Raw genomic sequence first — 17,498 nt, forward strand, 5'->3', positions numbered from 1 at the left:
TTTTCGGCGATGACGATCTTCTTGTCCTGGCCCCAATAGCGGGCCTCGAACGCGGCACCGGTGCCTCCCAGGCCAGCGCCAACCACCAGGATATCGATATCGTCTTCGATGATGGTCTTGAAAGCCATTAGTAACCCTCCACCCCGGCGACCATTTTTAACCCATTGGATTTGAGCGTGTGCAAGTCGCCATCATCCATGCGAATGTACTTGGGCTCGTTGAACAACAGATGGCTGTCGCGCATCTCCTGGCTGGGGGCTGGCGCATCCTTGAGCTGGGGAATGTGCTCCCGCCAAGGCTTGGTGGTGATCGGCGCCAGCAGCTCCATGTCCTTGCTGCCGTTGCGGAACATGATCCGCCAGGCGATGACGCCCTTCTCCTCGTCGCGGCGCACCCGGACCGAATGGCCGAGGGGCGCGAAGTCCGCGTAGCCACGGACGTCGATGGCGTTCTGCGGGCAGGCCTTGACGCAGGGCAGGCACTCCCAGCACATATTCGGCTCGATGTTGTAGGCGCGCCGGGTCACGGGATCGATGTGCAGGATGTCCGAAGGGCAAATATCGACACATTGACCACAGCCGTCGCAGCGGGTCATATAGACGAATGTCGGCATCTTCTGTTCCTCTTCATAATGTCTTCATGATTCATTTGATTCAAACGATCGAATCAAGATCAATAATGGGTCGGCGGCTCACTCTTGATACCAAGCCCCATGTAGGGCGGGTTGTCGCCCATGTACTCCGGGATATCCGGATACCGCTGTCTGACGGCGGGATCGGTCAGCTCGGGGAGGTCCGGCAGCTTGTCCCGCGAGCCATCCGCCACGGCCATCTTTTTCTGGAACGCGGCGGCGGGCTTATAGAACATGTGAGCGAACTTGGACCAGAAGACGGTGCTGAACAGCGTGGTAGCGGCGACGATGAAGACGAACAGGGCGAGACCGGCGAGCACGCCACCGCCGAGGGCTTCCAGCACTGACCACGCCAGCGCGAAGGTTGCCGTCAGCAACAAGGACACGATGAACAGGTCGCGGCGATCCACCTCGTACCACTGGTGGCCTTCGGCCCGCACGTCGACGCGGATCTTGAGCCAGAACCAGTAGCCGCCGACGCAGATCATCACCGCGCCGAGGTGCCACAGCAGGGGCAATAGGCCCGCGCCCTCGCCCTCGGCGACCGGCAGACCGAAGATCAGGAGCGCGGTCGAGAGTACGAAGAGGATGAAGCCATACATCATCAGGAGATGAGACTTGCGCCGATCCTGGTTATCGAACTCGCCGGAGGCGAGCACCTCGTGGGTGAGCGTGCTTGCGGCGATGCGCATCCGCTCGGCGCTGCTGGGCTCGCGCTTGGCGAGCTTCTTCAGCGCTTGTCCTTTCTCGAAGAAGTATTTGGCGCTCTTCTTGTGCATCACGTCGAGCAGGGTGCCGCCGATGACCATCAGGATCATCAGGACGATGTAGGCCTGCATCACGGCAGGCGGGATGAGAGCCGAAAGCTCCGAGAACGGGTTGCTGAAAATCATTATCATTGACCTCCGATATATGCGAGTTTGTCGCAATATGATCTTATTACGGTTTAACGAAATAGCTATCGACGGAGATCAACAAAGTGCCTCGTAACGGGGCTCGCCCGAAAAGGCGCTCTCGTCGGATAACGGCTATTCCGCACCAATGGCCAGCGGCGCGTTCCTCTCCAACCCATTGACCGCGATGGGGGCCGGCTGCCGTCACGAGATCGACTGATAGTAGTCCGTCAGGATCTGAGCGACCTCGGGACGCGAGAATTCGCCCGGCAGGGGCTCTCCGCGTCCGAGCATCTCCCGCACCTTGGTGCCGGAGAGCAGCACGAAGTCGTCCTTGGTATGATCCGGGGCGTCGCGCATCATCACGACGCGCTCTAGCTTCTTCGAGTAGGCGGTATGATCGGCGCGGAAAATCTCGATCTCGAGCGCGCCTTCCGGCACCGCCTCGTCGAACACGGTCTGGGCGTCGAAGGCGCCGTAGTAATCGCCGACGCCGGCATGATCGCGGCCAACGATGAAATGGGTCGCGCCCATGTTCTGGCGGAAATAGGCGTGCAGCACCGCCTCGCGCGGGCCGGCGTAGAGCATGTCGAAGCCATAGCCGGTGATCATGACCGTGTTCGGCGGGAAGTAGAGTTCGGCCATCTTGCGGATCGCGGCATCGCGCACCGGCGCCGGGATATCGCCGGGCTTGAGCTTGCCGAGCAGCATGTGGATGACGACGCCATCGGCGCCGACGGTCTCCATGGCCATCTTGCACAGCTCCTCGTGGGCGCGGTGCATCGGATTGCGGGTCTGGAAGGCGACCACCTTGCGCCAGCCGCGTTCCTGGATCTCATGGCGGATCTCGACTGCGGTGCGGAAGGTATCCGGGAAGTCGTTCTGGAAATAGGAGAAATTCAGGACTTCGATCGGCCCCGAGAGGGCCGTTTGGCCCTGACTGTTGAAGGTCTTCACGCCGGGGTGTTCGACATCCCGAGTCCGATAGACCTGCTCCGTCATCAAGGCCATCTGTGCGTCGGAGACCGTCTCGATCGCCGAGACCTCCATCACCGCCAACACCGGCTGCCCCTCGACATTGGGGTCGCGCAGGGCGATCCGCTTGGCCTCGCCAAGCGCCGGCGCGGAGTCCACCAGGCACAGCACCGGGACCGGGAAGAAGCGACCATCGACGGTGCGCATGGTCTCGGCGACACTGACCGCGTCGGCCAGGTCCATGAAGCCTTCGAGCGGGCTGAAATAGCCTGCGCCCATCATCACCGCATTCGCGGCGGCCTGGGAGCTGAGCGTGACCGAGGGAAGCGATTCGGCCTCTTGAGCCAACTGGTGGTGGCGTTCGGGATCGTAGACAAACCGTGGTTGAAGCTCGTCGGAGCCGATTGGCTTGATCATCGGTTGACCTCCCATGGGATGAGGAACGGACGTCGGAGACGTCTTGCCGGTGGTGGAATTGAAAGTCTTGGACGGCCTGTCTAAGCCTTTGTTAAGTTGATAGAAACCAAAAGAGAAACGCACAGGGCGAGAGCTAACCTGATAAACTACCAAATCCCATGAGGTTTTGCTCAACGTTTCTTTTTATTCCAGGAATGTTCGCTTTATGGGCCAGCGGCACGCAGGCGTTGCCGCGATCCCCCTTTCACCCGCTGTCATCCTGCCGGAGGCTGCCTTGTCGACCCCCTGCCGTGCGCCGACCCTCGCGGTCGTGGTGCCGACCTATAACGAAGCCGAGAACGTGGTGGTCATTGTCGAGCGTTTGGAGAGGGTGCTGGCGGGCATCGATTGGGAGCTGCTCTTCGTCGATGACGACTCCCCGGACGGCACCGCGCGCCGCGTGCGCGCCCTCGCCCGTGCCAACCCGCGCGTCCGGGTGTTACAGCGCATCGGCCGCCGCGGACTGTCGTCGGCCTGCATCGAGGGCCTGTTGGCGACCTCGGCTCCCTATGTCGCGGTGATGGACGCCGATCTGCAACACGACGAGGCGCTGTTGCCGACGATGCTGAGCCACTTGCAGAGCGAGCCCCTGGATGTCGTCATCGGCAGCCGCTATATCGCCGGTGGCGGCGTCGGCGACTGGGACGCGCAGCGCGCCTCGATGAGTCGGCTGGCGACGCGCTTGGGGCAGCGCCTGATCAAGGCCGAGCTGAAAGACCCGATGAGCGGCTTCTTCATGGTGCGCGCCGAGGTGCTTCAAGACTGCGCGCGCAACCTCAGCGGAGTCGGCTACAAGCTCCTGCTCGACCTGTTCGCGACCCATCCCGGGCCGCTGCGCTTCCGCGAGCTGCCCTATCGGTTTCGCCCGCGCCAGGCCGGCGAGAGCAAGCTCGACGAGGCCGTGCTCTGGGAGTATCTGCTGATGCTGATCCAGAAATGGGTCGGCCCGATGCTGCCGGTGCGCTTCATCGCCTTTTCGTTGATCGGCGCCAGCGGGGTGTTGGTGCACATGCTCGTGCTCTGGACCAGCTTCAAGCTGGCCGATACCAGTTTCCTGGTCGCCCAGAGCCTGGCCACCTTGGTCGCGATGACGACCAACTTCTTCCTCAACAACCTCTTCACCTACCGCGACATGCGGCTGCGCGGCTGGGATCTGCTCCGCGGTTGGTTCTCGTTCGTGCTCGCCTGCAGCGTCGGAGCGCTGGCCAATGTCGGCGTCGCCAGCTGGCTGTTCGAGGCGCATTCGTTCTGGGTGCTGTCCGCGCTCGCCGGCATCCTGGTCGGGGTGGTCTGGAATTACGCGGTAACCGCCGTCTACACCTGGAAACGGCCGCAGACGGCTTGACGCAAGTTGCAGTTGGCGATCCTTGGCAAGGCGATCGGCGTTGACCGCAGCATGCCCCCAGCGCAAAGGGGATGCGGCCGACCCTGTGGCGGCCGCGCCGACCGTCGAGCAAGTTGCTCCAACTGTCCGCAAGCGCTAACCTTGTTGCGCTGCACAAGCCAGTGTCAGGCCCACCTCCCGAGAACGTCGAGCCCTTACATGGTCAAATCCCGCCCCGTCTTCCTCGAACTCTGGCGCATCCGGCTGCCGATTCCCGGTGTCGTGTCGATCCTGCATCGGGTCAGCGGGGTGCTGATGGTGCTCGCGATTCCGGTGTTCGCGGCCCTGTTCGCGCAGGCCCTCTCGAGTAGCGCCGGATTCGCCTCCGCCGCGGCGCTGGCGAGCAGTCCGACTGGGCAACTGGCGCTGCTGCTGCTGGGATGGTCGCTGCTGCATCACCTGCTGGCCGGGATTCGCTATCTGGCGCTCGATCTCGGCTGGGGGCTGGAGCGCCCGAGCGCGCGCAAGACCGCCTGGGCCACGCTCTACAGCGCGCTGGCGCTGACCCTGATCGGGGCGGCGGTGCTGCGATGAGCCGGCGCGCCTCGGGTCTCAAGGCGTGGCTGGTGCAGCGCCTCAGCGCGGTCTATCTGGCCCTGTTCGGGCTCTACCTGACGCTCTACTTCGCCTTCGCCACGCCGCAAGACCATGCACAGTTGGCGGCTTGGGCGGGCTCGCCCTGGGTGGCGCTCGGTCTGTTGGTGTTCATCCCGTTGCTGCTGGCCCATGCCTGGGTCGGCATCCGTGACGTGCTGATCGATTACGTCAAGCCGCTCGGCTGGCGCATCGGGTCGTTGGCGCTGTTCGCGCTGATCTTTCTCGCCTCTGGCCTCTGGGCGCTGCAGGCCTTGATCCTCGTACAGGTTGGTTGATCGTTATGGCCGCTGCCCGCTCGCTTCCCCATCGCCACTTCGACGCGCTGATCGTCGGCGCCGGCGGTGCCGGCCTGAATGCCGCGTTGCGCCTGGCCGCCGCCGAGCTGCGCGTTGCCGTGGTCTCGAAGGTGTTCCCGACCCGATCGCATACGGTCGCCGCACAAGGCGGCGTCAATGCCGCGCTCGCCAATGCGCTGCCCGATAACTGGCATTGGCACATGTTCGATACCGTCAAGGGCTCAGACTACCTCGGCGATCAGGACGCCATCGAGACCATGTGCCGCGAGGCGATCCCGACCGTCTACGAGCTTGAGCACGCCGGCGTGCCGTTCTCGCGGCTCGACAACGGGCGCATCTACCAGCGCGCCTTCGGTGGCCAGAGCCAACACTTCGGCGGCGAGCAGGCGGCGCGCACCTGCGCGGCGGCGGATCGCACCGGCCACGCCATCCTGCACACGCTCTATCAGCAGAATCTGCGCGCCAAGACCCACTTCTTCGACGAGCACTTCGCCGTCGACCTGATCCGCGATGACGAAGGCGCGGCGATGGGCGCCCTGGTGCTCGACATCGAGAGCGGCGAGCCGCTGATCATCGAGTCCAAGACCACGCTGCTCGCGACCGGCGGCTACGGGCAGGTGTTTCGCACCAATACCAACGCCTTCATCAATACCGGCGACGGCATGGCGATGGCGCTGCGCGCCGGAGTGCCGCTGCAGGACATGGAGTTCTATCAGTTCCATCCGACCGGCGTCGCCGGCAAGGGCATGCTGATCACCGAAGGCGCGCGCGGCGAGGGCGGTTATCTGATCAATGGCGAGGGCGAACGCTTCATGGAGCGCTACGCGCCGAAGGCGCGGGATTTGGCCAGCCGCGACCTGGTCTCGCGCTCGATCGTCACCGAGATCCGCGCGGGTCGCGGCTGCGGGCCGAACAAGGACCATGTGTTGCTCAAGGTCGATCATCTCGGCGCCGATGTGGTGCATCAGCGCCTGCCCGGTATCACCGACATCTGCCGCGTGTTCCTCGGCATCGATCCGGCCGAGCAGCCGATGCCGGTGTTCCCGACCGCGCACTATGCGATGGGCGGCATCCCCACCGATCGCCATGCGCGCGTGGTCGCCCCGGCCCGGCATGGCCCGGAAGAGGTGGTGCCTGGGCTCTATGCCGCCGGCGAGTGCGCCTGCGTGTCGGTGCATGGCGCCAACCGCCTCGGCGGCAACTCGCTGCTCGATATCCTGGTGTTCGGCCGCGCCGCCGGTACCGACATCCTGCGCTATGTCGCCGAGAACCCCCATCACCGACCGATGCATGAGGGGCACATCGAACCGGCGCTCGCGCGCCTGGCCCGCTGGGAGCGCCAAGGCGAGGGCGAGCGGGTCGCCGATGTCAAGGCCGAGCTGCGCCGCCTGATGGAAAACCACTGCGGCGTGTTCCGCGATCAGGCGACCATGGCCGAAGGCGTCGAGAAGCTCAAGGCCCTGCGCGAGCGGGTCGAGGGCGTGCGCCTGCGCGATCACAGCCAGACCTTCAACACCGCCCGCATCGAGGCGCTGGAGCTGGATAACCTGGTCGCTGTCGGCATGGCGACCTTGATGTCGGCCTTGCATCGCGATGAGAGCCGTGGCGCGCATTCGCGTGTCGATTATCCCGAGCGCGACGACGAGCGCTGGATGAAGCACAGCCTGTATCAGCGCGACGGCGACCGCATGGACTACAAGCCGGTGCGCACCAAACCGCTGACGGTCGATTCCTTCCCGCCCAAGCCGCGCGTGTATTGATGCGCTGGAGACCGGCCTCGACCCGCGCTGGGGAGGCCCCGACGCCGTCAGTGCCTGCCTTGTCCCCGCATCACTCCGAGCCTCGACGCCCATGACCGCGATACGCCTTTCCGTCTACCGTTACCAGCCCGACAGCGATACCGGGTCGAATCCGCCCGCCTCTACCGCCAAGCCTTATATGCAGACCTTTGAGATCGAGGCGCAGCCCGGCATGATGCTGCGCGAGGCGTTGCTGGCGATCAAGGAACGGGACGAGACCTTCGCCTTTCGCCATTCCTGCGGCGAGGGCGTGTGCGGCTCCGATGGGGTCAATGTCAATGGCAACAACTGCCTGGCCTGCATCACGCCGGTCGCGGAGCTGAAACAGCCGATCCAGGTACGCCCATTGCCGGGGCGGCCAGTGATCCGCGATCTGGTCGTCGATATGACCCAGTTCTATGAACAGTATCGTGCGGTCCAGCCCTATCTGATCCGCAAGGATCCGCTGCCCGAGCAGGAGATCCGCCAGTCGCCGGCCGATCGCGACCAGCTCGATGGCCTCTACGAGTGCATCCTCTGCGGCTGCTGCTCGACCGCCTGCCCATCGTTCTGGTGGAATCCGGACAGGTTCCACGGCCCGGCGGCGCTGCTGCAAGCCTGGCGCTTCCTCGCCGACAGCCGCGACCAGGCCACCGAGGAACGTCTGGATGCGCTGGAAGGCCCGTACAAGCTGTTCCGCTGCCACAGCATCATGAACTGCGTCGAGGTCTGCCCCAAAGGCCTGAACCCGACCAAGGCCATCGGCCGGATCAAGGAATTGATGCTCGAGCAGTCGGTGTGAGCGACGATCTCGCAGCCACCGAGCATCAGATCAAGCGCCTGCGCTGGCAATGCCGGCGCGGCATGCTAGAGCTGGATCTGCTGCTCAACCATTTCCTCCAGCACGGCTACGCCGACCTCGATCGCGACGGTCGCCAGGCCTTCGAGCGCCTGCTCGAGATTGAAGATCCGATCCTGCAGGACTGGCTCATCGGCCAGGCCGTTCCCGCCGACGCCGCGCTGACCGCGCTGATCGCGCGTATCCAAGCGGCGATGCGATCCGCCTGATCATCCCCGATCGCGCCGCAAGCAGCGGCTCGCGGAACCCGACCGACCCAGCGCTCCAGAGAGCGCTCTAGGGAGCACCCCAGGGAGCGGCCCTCAAGTGGCCGGTGGCTGCGGCAACGGCCGCCCGATGAAGTAGCCCTGGGCGAAATCGACACCGATGTCGCGCAGGATCTCGAGGATCAGCGCTGAATCGACGAACTCCGCGACCACCTTTTTTCCCATGTTGTGCGCCATCTCGACCACCGCCTTGACGAAGATGCGATCCTCCACGCTCTGATCGAGATTCCGGATCATGCTGCCGTCGATCTTGACATCGTCCACCGGCAGTTCCTTGAGATAGGCGTAGGAGGCGAAACCGCTACCAAAATCATCCAACGCGAAGTGGCAACCGAACGCGCGAATGCTCTTCATGCGTGCAATGGCGCCGCCGATGTTCTCGATCGCCACCGTCTCGGTGATCTCGAGCGTCAACCGCGACGGTTCGATCCGCGCCGATTGCAACAGGCGGGCGAGATCGGCATCGAGACTGGTATCCGCCAGCGCTTTCGCCGACAGGTTGACGGAAAGCGACAGCGCCGGATGCTCGACGAGCAGGCGAATGGCCTCGCCGATGACCCAGCGGTCGATGGCATTGATCAATGCGCTCCGTTCGGCGATGGGGATGAATTCATCCGGGAACGCCAAGCGCCCATCGACGAGCTTGATGCGCAACAGGCCCTCGGCACGCCAGATACGTCGCGTCGATAGCTCCATCAGGGGCTGATAGTACAGTTGCAGCCGACTGGCATTCAGGGCCGCGGTGATTTCGCGCCCCCAAAGCACACGCGCATTGGCGCGCGCGCGCGCCTTGTCTTGCTCGGCGTAGACGTGATAGGAACGGTGCTGTTGCGCCTTGGCTTGGTACATGGCCAAGTCCGCATTGGCCATCAGGGTTTCGGTATCGGCGCCGTGCTCGGGGAAGAGGGCGATGCCGATGCTGGCGGTGACCTGATGGCAATGGGCGCCCGCCCGCACCCTGGTCGACTTGATCAGGGCCAGAATCCGTTGGCAGAGCTGGCTGGTGGCGGCTTGATCCGTATCGGTGACGAGGACGGCGAACTCATCGCCCCCAAGGCGTCCGACCCGCATGCGCTCTCCGAGCGTGGCCGAGAGCTTCTTGCCGATGCGCTTGAGCAAGCGGTCGCCGATCGGATGGCCGCTGGTGTCATTGACATCCTTAAAGCTGTCGAGATCGATGAACAAGAGCGCGCCACGGCTTCCGTCCTGCTGCGCCTGCTGGATCGCTTCGGCCAGCGCAAGATCGAAACCACGCCGATTGAGCAGCAGGGTCAAGGAGTCGTGATTGGCCAGCCACTGGAGCTTGCGTTGCGCCGCCTGGCGCTCTGCCTGCATCTGCGCCATGCGCTGGTTGAGGGTGCTGGCGACCGCAATGGTTTCGTCGATTTCGTCGCGCAACCCGACCAGGTGTCGGGACCGCGGGAGTCGTTCGGCCAAGGCGTCGAAACGGTTCTCGGCGAGCAGCGGCAGCAGCCGCGAGAGCTGACGGATACGCGTGACCGGGCTCTGCATGATCAGCAGCAGCAGGATCTCGGCCACGAACAAGGCGAGCAGACCGATGAGCAGGCTGTTCTGGGACAGGCGCTCGATGGTGCGCCGATCGTCCGTGGTGCGGTTGATGATGAAGCCGATCAGCCCCTTGGCGTTCGCATTGACGCGGAACACCTGATACCAGTCGCGGCCGAACTGGACCGTCAAGGGGGCGTCGGAACGGCTGGCGCGCAGGGCCTCGGCGGGCACCGAGCGCAGCAGCGGCAGCATCCGCTCGGCCTGCGTCGCGCCGAGGAAGCGCAGTTGCGTGGCTCCCGTCGACGTGCGCGCGCGGTCGTCGGTACTCGGGGTGACGCCCGGCGTGGTGTCCAGCGTGGCGTCCGGCGTGGCGCCCGGCGTGGTGCCCGCGGTGGCGCCAGGGAGAGTGCCAGGGCTCGCGCTCGGGGTGGCAAGCACGAGATCGGCTTGGGAGATGTCCCGGAAGGCCAGCAGCAGGCTCGCCATGGTGCGACCCAAGACCAGGCTGCCGGCCGTCTCGCCACGCCATAACACCGGCGAAGCCAGGTATTGCAGGCAGGCCTCCTGCTCGCACAGCAGCCGCTCAAGCACCCTTTCCGGCTGCCCTTGAACCTCGCCCACGAGCGGTCTCGGCAATGCCTCGCTGTCCGGAGGCCAGAGCGCGACGGGCTCGCCGCGCGGGGGAACCCAGTGGACCGAACGGATATCCCATTCCAGATCGAGTGTCGCGCCGTCGATCTCCAACGCCTGCCTGAGATGCTCCACCACGCTCCGATCGCCGCCGTCATGGGTCAGGCGGGGCACCAGGCTGGCAAGCCGCGACAGTTGCTGATAGCGATCCGCAAGCAGGCTCGAGAAGTGCGCGACCTGGCGTTGGCGAAGCTGGCCTTGATGGCGTTCGAACTGGCCGATCAGGACCTCATGCGCGTAGAAGGTCAGGGAGATGATCACCGCCGCCAGGGGCAGGCTGATGCCGAGCAGCACCTTCCAGCGCAAGCCGAGGAAGGGTCGCGAATGGCGCCTTGGGGAGGTTGCAAGCCGAGCCGCCATGCCTGCCCCCAGGCTCAGAAGCGAAAGGCCGCTTGCACGGCGAAGAGATCCCAATGCTTGTCATGCTCGAGCAGATTCGGATTCTCGATCTCGGAGAGAATGAAGCTGCCGATATGCCGCTGATATTCGGTCCGTAGCATCCAGTGCCGCGAGAGATCCCAGCGCAGGCCGACGCTGAGGATGCGCGAGGAGCCCGCCTGTCGGGCGATCAGCCCCTGGCTAAGGCGCTCGAGTGCTCGGCCATTGCGGTCATCGCGATCGGCGAAGCCTTCCTCGTAGCGCAGCATCAGTTCGAACGGTGGGCTTGGGCGATAGGTCAGCTGCGCGTAATAGCCCTCGGAGGTCTGATCGATATCTGGACGCAGGGGTTGGAAGTCGCGGCCCCGTAAAGGCAGCCCCATGTATTCGCTCGAGAAACTCCAGTGTTCGGCATTGTACTGGGCCGAGGCGATCCAATAGAGCAGATCGAGCTGCGGGGTCGCGCGCGTCAGCGTCCAATCCTGTCGCAACGCGATCGCCGCGCCGCTGAGCCCGAACTTGATGCGCTCGGTCGGGGAATGGAACCACAGGCTCGCCTGCCAACTGTTCTTGCGCGGCTCGATATCGCCTGGTAGCGCCCCCCGCAGCAAGGCCGCCTCGACGTTGTCATCGACCACCGGCCGTCCGCTCGCGAGGGTGGCCGACAGGGTGCCGAAGGACGGGTAGAGTTCGCCATGCAACTGGACGCCATCGGTCGCCAGCACCAGATTACGCACCTTATCGAAATACACCACCTGCGGCAGGAAGATGCCGGGATGGGTGAAGGGGACATCGCGGGTCTCGTTATACAGGCCAAGGCGATTCTTCAACCGCCCCAGGCGGATGCCGGCACGTGCGTCGTTCCGGGCCAGCAGAGCGATGTCGGCCAAGGCAAAATCGATCTCGGGCCAGCCATCGCTCATGTCCCCCGCGCGGCGCGACAGCACCTGCCCAGCGAGCAGCAGCCTCGGGCTCAGGCGCCAGGAGGCGTTCAAGCCGATCTCGGTGAAATCGAGCGAGGTCTGCGGACTGTTGCCATAGAAGCGATTGCGGCTGGTCTGGACCGCGCCCTGGCTGACGAAGCCATGCAGCTGGAGCCCATTCGGCAACCCAAGCTCGGCCGCCGCGAGGCTACTGCTCAGCAAGAGGGCGAGGGAGGCGATCAGCAGGCGTGCGTGTTGCATGGCTATTCGACCTTGACGGCCCGCACCCCGGTGGCATCCGGGCGCTCGCTGATGTAGCCGATGGCGCCGGCGGTTTGGCGCACGCGCTCGATCATCTCCTCCTCGTTGGCGACCTGCACGGGCGCCTGGCCGGTGCCGGAGAAGACCAGCCGATCCCAGGTGCGCCTGAGCTGATAGGGATAGACCCCGAGCGCGCTCTTGGCGAAGACCTGATGCAGCGAGGCATCGTCTGGCAGCACGAAGACGGTGACCGGCTGCTTGTCGCTCCACTGATTGACCCGCATGGTGAAGAGCAGGCGAGCGCGATTGCGATCCATGGCGACGACGCCGACATCGGGATTGACGATGATCTGCTGAGCCGAGACGATAGCGGGCAAGCAGGCGGTCAGCGCCCACAGCACACCCCCGCTCGCCCAACGCAGAACCGGCCGCCACGGCAGCCTCCATCGGTGCTGGGCGCGCCGCGCCGGAGCTGCCGGGAGGAAGCTGGGCGTCAGACGCACGGCGCGGCCGAGCCCGGATAAACGGGGCGCAAGAGGCAGCGGAAGCTAAGCGATTCAGCGGCTGTCTTCATCCGAACTCGACCTGGCTGCTCCTCGTCCGCCCGGTGACGGCGGGTGATGCATTTAGTCTACCTGAGAGACCTTGCTGGTGTGCAAGCCACGATCTGCACAATGCGTCTTTTTCATGCGCCGACAATCGCCATTATGCCGACACATCGAACCGACCCGAACTGGCGGCCTGGACTGGCGCGCCTGGCAACTCGTGGCTGCAACCGGATGATCGGGCCCGCGCTGAACAGCCTGCTCCTGTGGCTGCTGGTGATGCCCGCCGCCTTCGCCCTGGGCGGCGGTCAGCCGGACAGCGAGCAGCGGCATCCCGAGGTGCTGACCCTGCGCGGCGAACGGCTGGCGGGGTGCAGCGCGGTGAAGATCGGCCCGCACACCCTGCTCACGGCGGCGCATTGCGTGGTCGATGCCGGCGCGGGCGAACTCTGGCCGGCCTTCCAGCCGGGCGGGTCGATCAAGCTGAACAATGCCTATCGCCAGGAGAACGGCGCCGATGCGCTGACCGTGGTCGTCGCGCAAACCCTGTTGCCCGAGTCCTACCGGCAGGGGCTGGCGAAGTTCGCCGACTACCGTCGGCAGCGTCTCGCCGAGCTGAGCGAGAGCGAGGCGGCCCTGCCGGCGGCTACCCTCGAACGGGGATTGCGCATGCGCCATCATTTCGCCGCGCGCTATCCCGATGTCGCCCTGCTGCGGTTGCGGACGGCGACGCCCTCGATCCCGGCCCGCGCGGTGGATTTCACGCCCCTGGAGGCCGGCGCCGAGGTCGAACTGGTCGGCTTCGGCTGCGCCGGCCTGGGCGGTTCCAGCGCAGGTTCCAACGAGGATTCCGATCCTGGGTTCCCGGCCGTGCGGCGCGCGGCATGGTCGCGGGTGATTCGGGTCGATGCGGTCAATTTCTACACCGAGGCGGGGCAACGCGCCGCCCAAGCGCCCTCGCTCTGTCCCGGCGACTCCGGCGGGCCGGTCATCCATGCCGGCCGCGTGGTCGGTGTGCACAGCGTCGTCTACGGGCTCAACGCCCGCCACGGCGCGCGCTCGAACATGGCCGTGAATCTGGCGCCATTGGCCGATTGGGCCGCTTGGCCTTGAGGGCGAGGCCCTAACCGCAGCCAGAAACGCCCCGCAAAAGCGCGCAAAAGCCCGGAAAATCCCCAGCGTCTTCAGGGATGAACAGGGATGCCGCCGCCGCTGAAGCCGTGTATCGTCATCGCCCTGCAATCCCCATCAACGCCCGAGCTGATTGTCATGGTTCGCGTCGCCGATACATTTCCAACCCCATCCCCGTCCGAGTCCTCCGGGCGGGTGCCGCTGACCCATCATGCCATCCTCGACCTGGTGGCGCCCTTCACCGAGCGCGGCTGCCAGCTCGATCTCGCCGCCAGTGACCGCGCCCAACGCCAGCTGCGGTTCAAGCCGATCCTGCACCCCGATCTGCCGAGCGCCGGCGCGTCGCTCACCGAGACGCTGATCCTCGACAACCCCGAGCCCGAGCATTTCCGGCTGCGGCGCCTGGTCAGCGATGAGGCCGGCCTGAGTTCGACGCTGGCGATCGAGGGCCCCGATCCCGGCGAGCTGCTGGAGCAGGTCGAGGCCATCGCGGTCGGTCGCCAGCTCGTCGCCGTCGAGGGGGTCCATCTCGCGCGCGGTTATCGGTTGCAGCAGAGCGCGGCCAGCGAGCGCCAATCCGCGCATTGGCGCCTGCAACTGGAGCAGGCCGAGGCCCAGGTCGAGGGCGTGTGCCTGAGCCTGAACGCCAAGACCGGGCATAAGATGCCGGCCGAGATCGAGCTGCGTGCCAACCACGACCAGCGCCTGCGGGTGCCGGCCGATCTGTTCGCCGTGCTGGGCTGGGAATGGCGTCCGATGCGCCGGTTCGTGCGTTTTTGGCGCGGCAGCCTGCGCATCGCCGCCACCGAGCCGGCGCGCACGCGCGAGATCGAGGTCAAGCTGGCGCAGGCGGTGTCGCATCTCGCCCAGACCCTGCGCGGCGACCCAGGCGCGTTTCATGCCCGCTGGCAAGTCGCGCGTTGGCGCGTCACCTTCCAGCGCGCGATCCCGCTGCTGATCGGCCTCGGCCTGCTTGGCGCCACGCCCCTGATCCAACTGCTCTCGATCGAGCGCACGTCCTTGGTGTGGATGTTCATCTTTCACGCCCCCGTGCTGCTGGCGGTCGGCATTCTCGCGATGCGCGAGCTGCCGGTGATCGAGATCCCGCCCTTGCCGCGCCCGCTGATCGGGCATGCGTGGATCGTCGACGACGGCAGCGGGCGCGTGGAATCGCTTGCCGCCGCGCCCGCTCGCCGGCCGGAACCGCCATCCACGCCAGGGGCGCGGGGGGCTTCGGAGCCGGGCCTCGGCGCGCATGAGGAGACCTCGATGCAGGGCGCCGAGGCTGGATGAATATCCCGCCGGTCTCCATCGCCGCCGCCAAGCAGGCGCTGATCGAACAATATGCCGACCCCGTCCTGCGCCATCGCGCCTCGATGCTCTGGGGCACGCGCGGCGTTGGTAAATCCTCGGTCGTGCGCCAGGTCGCCGAGCACTTCGGCGTGCCGCTGATCGATCTGCGCCTGACCACCATCGAGCCGGTCGACATCCGTGGTGCCATCTATGCCGACGACAGCCAGGGCAAGACGGTCTGGTTCCCGCCCGAGTTCCTGCCGAGCGCCGAGCAGCCCGAGGGCATCCTGTTCCTCGACGAACTCACCGCCGCCGATCAGCGCCTGCAGATCTCCGCCTACTCGCTCATCCTCGATCGGCGCGTCGGTCATTATGTGCTGCCCGCGGGCTGGCAGGTGGTCGCGGCCGGCAACGCCAGCTTCCACGGCGCGGTCAGCCACGACATGGGCACCGCGCTCGCCGACCGCATGTTCCATTTCAATGTCCAGACCGTGATCGAGGCCTTCCTCGCTCACGCGGTCGCCAACGCCTTCGCGCCCGAGGTGATGGCCTATCTCAAGGTGCGCCCGGACAAGCTCGACGACACCCAGACCCAGCTCGCCAATGATCATCTGATCGGCGCCAGCCCGCGCGGCTGGGAAGACATCTCCAATGTGATCCGCTCCGGTCTCTCCGAGCAGGCCAAGCGGGTCTTCGTGCAGGGCCGCATCGGCGCCGCCAATGCCGCCGAGTTCTTCGGCGTGCTCAAGGAGATCCAGGCCGGGGTCGACGTGGTGGCGCTGCTCGAGGCCGAGCCCGGCGCGGCCACCGCCGCGCTGCTGCCGACCAACCTGGATGCGCTCTACGGCATGATCTACGCGCTCTTGGCCGCGGCCAGCGACCGGGAGCGCATGGCGCGCGCGCTCGCCATCATCGAACAACTACCGGAGGCCCCGGCGCGCGAGCCATTGCCGGTTCGCGAGGCACAGACGCTGGCGATGGAGTTGTTGCTGGAAAAGGCGCTGACGGACGGCCTCGAAGGCGTGGTGCTCGACAGTGCCGCCTATCGGCGCTACAGCGAAGCGCGCGCGCAAGCCGGGCTCAGTGGCTAGCGCGCCTTCCCTGCAGACTCACCGCGCGACCCGTGCGATCCAGAAGATGGTCGAGTACGCCCCCTCGACCGGCGGCTTGGCGCTCTGGATTCGCCATCAGGATGTGGACGTGTTGCCGCTGTTCCGGCCCCTGCCCTCCGAAGGCAGTGGTCGACCAACCGCTCAAGCGAAGCCTGGTGACGGGCTTGGCGACCCACGAGCGGGCGCGCTGACAACGGCCGCCAACGATGGCTGGACCATCTTCTACAGCCCCGTCTTCGAGACGCTCAGCCTGCCGCGCCAGATCGGCGAGGTCGCCCATCAGGTCTTGCATGTGGCCTTGCAGCACGCGCAGCGGGCGAGGGCGCTCGAACGCCTGTTGGGCGAGGTCGATCTGGCGCTGTTCAACCTCTGCGCCGATGCCATCGTCAACAGCACCCTCGGCCATCTCGCCTGGCTCGAACTGCCGAGCACCGCAGTGACCCTGGAGGGCCTGGTCGCCAGTACCCTGCAGCGCGACCAGAGCCCGGCGGCGGCATTGCTGGAATGGGATCTCGAACGGCTCTACCGCGCCATCGACGACCGTCGCCCGCGCCTGCTCGCCGGCAGCGGCAATCAGGTTCGCACCAATCGACGGCGAGACGGCGACAGCGGGCAGCGCAGCGGCCGCGCCGGTCGCGATGCCGAGCAACAAGCGCCGGAGCCGGAACGGCAGGCAACGCGGCGGCTCGCCCGGCAAGCACCGCCGCAGCCAACAGCGCAGACAACGCGACAGCCCGCAGAGACCACCGAGGCCGCGCGCAACGCGCCGCGCGAGGACGGCGCGCGTGCCAGCTGCGCGCGTCAGCTCGGCGCCGAGACGCCTCGCGATCTGCTTCCAGCCAACGATGATCGACGCCCCGAGCAGGAGGCCGAGCAGGCGCGCGAATGGCGCGAGCGGCTGATCCGCGCTCACGCCGGAGACGGCGCCCACTCGATGCTGCGCGCGCTGATCGCCGACCTGCCCAAGGTGCGCACGCCCTGGGAGCACCTGCTGCGCACGCTGCTCACGCGCGGCCTGGCGCGCACGCCGGATCAATCCTGGTCGCGGCCATCGCGCTCCTACCTGGCCAATCAGGGCCGCACCCCCGGCGGTCAGCGCCTGCCCTGGGAGCCTGGCCGTACCGCCTCGCGCGCGGTGCCGCGCTTGGTGGTGATGGTCGACCTCTCCGGCTCCATCGAGCCAGCGCTGCTCGAGCGCTTCGCGCGCGAGATCGAGGCGATCAGCCGGCGCCTTGAGGCCGGCCTGACCGTCGTCGCCGGCGATCAGCGCGTCAGCAGTGTGACGGCATTCGAACCCGGCCAATCGAATCTCCGCGAGCTGGCCTTCGCAGGCGGCGGCGGTACCGACTTCAGCCCGCTGCTGCGCGAGGCCGAGCGCTACGCCCCCGACATCGGCGTCTTCCTCACCGATCTCGACGGCCCGGCCGAGTACAAGCCCAGCTTCCCGGTGATCTGGGCCGTCCCCGCGATCCATGCCGATGCCCGCCAACCGTTTGGGCGCAAGCTGGTTTTGGAGTAGCC

Annotated in this window: 16 protein-coding genes; 10 read left to right on the forward strand and 6 right to left on the reverse strand. The window is 66.1% G+C overall.

The features are described 5' to 3' along the window. Positions 1-127 precede the first annotated feature (127 nt). The 3 genes from aprB to sat all read right to left on the reverse strand — a co-directional run bounded on the left by aprB (position 128) and on the right by sat (position 2,916). On the reverse strand, positions 128-613 hold the full coding sequence (gene aprB / locus ACLFQI_RS04345) for an adenylyl-sulfate reductase subunit beta (protein WP_410757653.1): 486 nt from the start codon (positions 611-613) through the stop codon (positions 128-130). 59 nt (positions 614-672) lie between these two features. Next, the gene (locus ACLFQI_RS04350; RefSeq protein WP_410757654.1) at positions 673-1,524 is read right to left on the reverse strand and encodes an adenylyl-sulfate reductase; all 852 of its coding nucleotides are present in this window, start codon (positions 1,522-1,524) and stop codon (positions 673-675) included. Positions 1,525-1,728: 204 nt separating this feature from the next. After that, positions 1,729-2,916 (reverse strand): sulfate adenylyltransferase, encoded by a 1,188-nt coding sequence (gene sat / locus ACLFQI_RS04355; RefSeq protein WP_410757655.1) that lies wholly within the window; start codon positions 2,914-2,916, stop codon positions 1,729-1,731. Positions 2,917-3,190: 274 nt separating this feature from the next. On the opposite strand from sat, the gene ACLFQI_RS04360 reads away from it, so the two are divergent. From ACLFQI_RS04360 to ACLFQI_RS04385, 6 genes are all read left to right on the forward strand, one after another. Next, a complete protein-coding gene (locus ACLFQI_RS04360) occupies positions 3,191-4,300 on the forward strand; it encodes a glycosyltransferase (protein WP_410757656.1) in 1,110 nt (369 codons plus the stop codon). Positions 4,301-4,498: 198 nt separating this feature from the next. Continuing rightward, positions 4,499-4,873 (forward strand): succinate dehydrogenase, cytochrome b556 subunit, encoded by a 375-nt coding sequence (sdhC, locus tag ACLFQI_RS04365; protein WP_410757657.1) that lies wholly within the window; start codon positions 4,499-4,501, stop codon positions 4,871-4,873. Beyond that, positions 4,870-5,211 carry a succinate dehydrogenase, hydrophobic membrane anchor protein gene (gene sdhD, locus ACLFQI_RS04370; RefSeq protein ID WP_410757658.1) on the forward strand — a complete coding sequence of 114 codons (342 nt, stop codon included), beginning with the start codon at positions 4,870-4,872 and terminating at the stop codon, positions 5,209-5,211. Before sdhC ends, sdhD begins: the two co-directional genes overlap by 4 nt. 5 nt (positions 5,212-5,216) lie before the next feature. After that, complete coding sequence (gene sdhA, locus ACLFQI_RS04375) at positions 5,217-6,992, forward strand: succinate dehydrogenase flavoprotein subunit (RefSeq protein ID WP_410757659.1); 1,776 nt, start codon at positions 5,217-5,219, stop codon at positions 6,990-6,992. Between the two features lie 100 nt (positions 6,993-7,092). After that, a complete protein-coding gene (locus ACLFQI_RS04380; RefSeq protein WP_410757668.1) occupies positions 7,093-7,812 on the forward strand; it encodes a succinate dehydrogenase iron-sulfur subunit in 720 nt (239 codons plus the stop codon). After that, positions 7,809-8,078, forward strand: coding sequence for a succinate dehydrogenase assembly factor 2 (locus tag ACLFQI_RS04385; RefSeq protein WP_410757660.1), 270 nt, complete (start codon positions 7,809-7,811; stop codon positions 8,076-8,078). The genes ACLFQI_RS04380 and ACLFQI_RS04385 overlap by 4 nt, the downstream gene beginning before the upstream one ends. A gap of 93 nt (positions 8,079-8,171) precedes the next feature. Here ACLFQI_RS04385 and ACLFQI_RS04390 read toward each other — a convergent pair whose 3' ends face one another. Genes ACLFQI_RS04390 through ACLFQI_RS04400 form a run of 3 tightly spaced genes read right to left on the reverse strand, consistent with a single transcriptional unit; the run spans position 8,172 to position 12,273 of the window. After that, the gene (locus tag ACLFQI_RS04390; RefSeq protein ID WP_410757661.1) at positions 8,172-10,694 is read right to left on the reverse strand and encodes an EAL domain-containing protein; all 2,523 of its coding nucleotides are present in this window, start codon (positions 10,692-10,694) and stop codon (positions 8,172-8,174) included. 14 nt (positions 10,695-10,708) lie between these two features. Further along, positions 10,709-11,896, reverse strand: a complete 1,188-nt coding sequence (locus ACLFQI_RS04395) for a hypothetical protein (protein WP_410757662.1) — start codon at positions 11,894-11,896, stop codon at positions 10,709-10,711. Positions 11,897-11,898: 2 nt separating this feature from the next. Further along, the gene (locus tag ACLFQI_RS04400; protein WP_410757663.1) at positions 11,899-12,273 is read right to left on the reverse strand and encodes a hypothetical protein; all 375 of its coding nucleotides are present in this window, start codon (positions 12,271-12,273) and stop codon (positions 11,899-11,901) included. Positions 12,274-12,675: 402 nt separating this feature from the next. On the opposite strand from ACLFQI_RS04400, the gene ACLFQI_RS04405 reads away from it, so the two are divergent. The 4 genes from ACLFQI_RS04405 to ACLFQI_RS04420 all read left to right on the forward strand — a co-directional run bounded on the left by ACLFQI_RS04405 (position 12,676) and on the right by ACLFQI_RS04420 (position 17,496). Next, on the forward strand, positions 12,676-13,554 hold the full coding sequence (locus ACLFQI_RS04405; protein WP_410757664.1) for a trypsin-like serine protease: 879 nt from the start codon (positions 12,676-12,678) through the stop codon (positions 13,552-13,554). 87 nt (positions 13,555-13,641) lie between these two features. After that, positions 13,642-14,865, forward strand: coding sequence for a hypothetical protein (locus tag ACLFQI_RS04410; protein ID WP_410757665.1), 1,224 nt, complete (start codon positions 13,642-13,644; stop codon positions 14,863-14,865). Then, positions 14,862-15,956: an AAA family ATPase gene (locus ACLFQI_RS04415; protein WP_410757666.1), complete on the forward strand. Its 1,095-nt coding sequence runs from the start codon at positions 14,862-14,864 to the stop codon at positions 15,954-15,956. The genes ACLFQI_RS04410 and ACLFQI_RS04415 overlap by 4 nt, the downstream gene beginning before the upstream one ends. Before the next feature lie 46 nt (positions 15,957-16,002). Next, complete coding sequence (locus ACLFQI_RS04420) at positions 16,003-17,496, forward strand: DUF2201 family putative metallopeptidase (RefSeq protein ID WP_410757667.1); 1,494 nt, start codon at positions 16,003-16,005, stop codon at positions 17,494-17,496. The last annotated feature ends 2 nt before the right edge of the window (positions 17,497-17,498 follow it).

The sequence above is a fragment of the Halochromatium sp. genome (assembly GCF_046541315.1).
Classification (GTDB): domain Bacteria; phylum Pseudomonadota; class Gammaproteobacteria; order Chromatiales; family Chromatiaceae; genus Lamprobacter.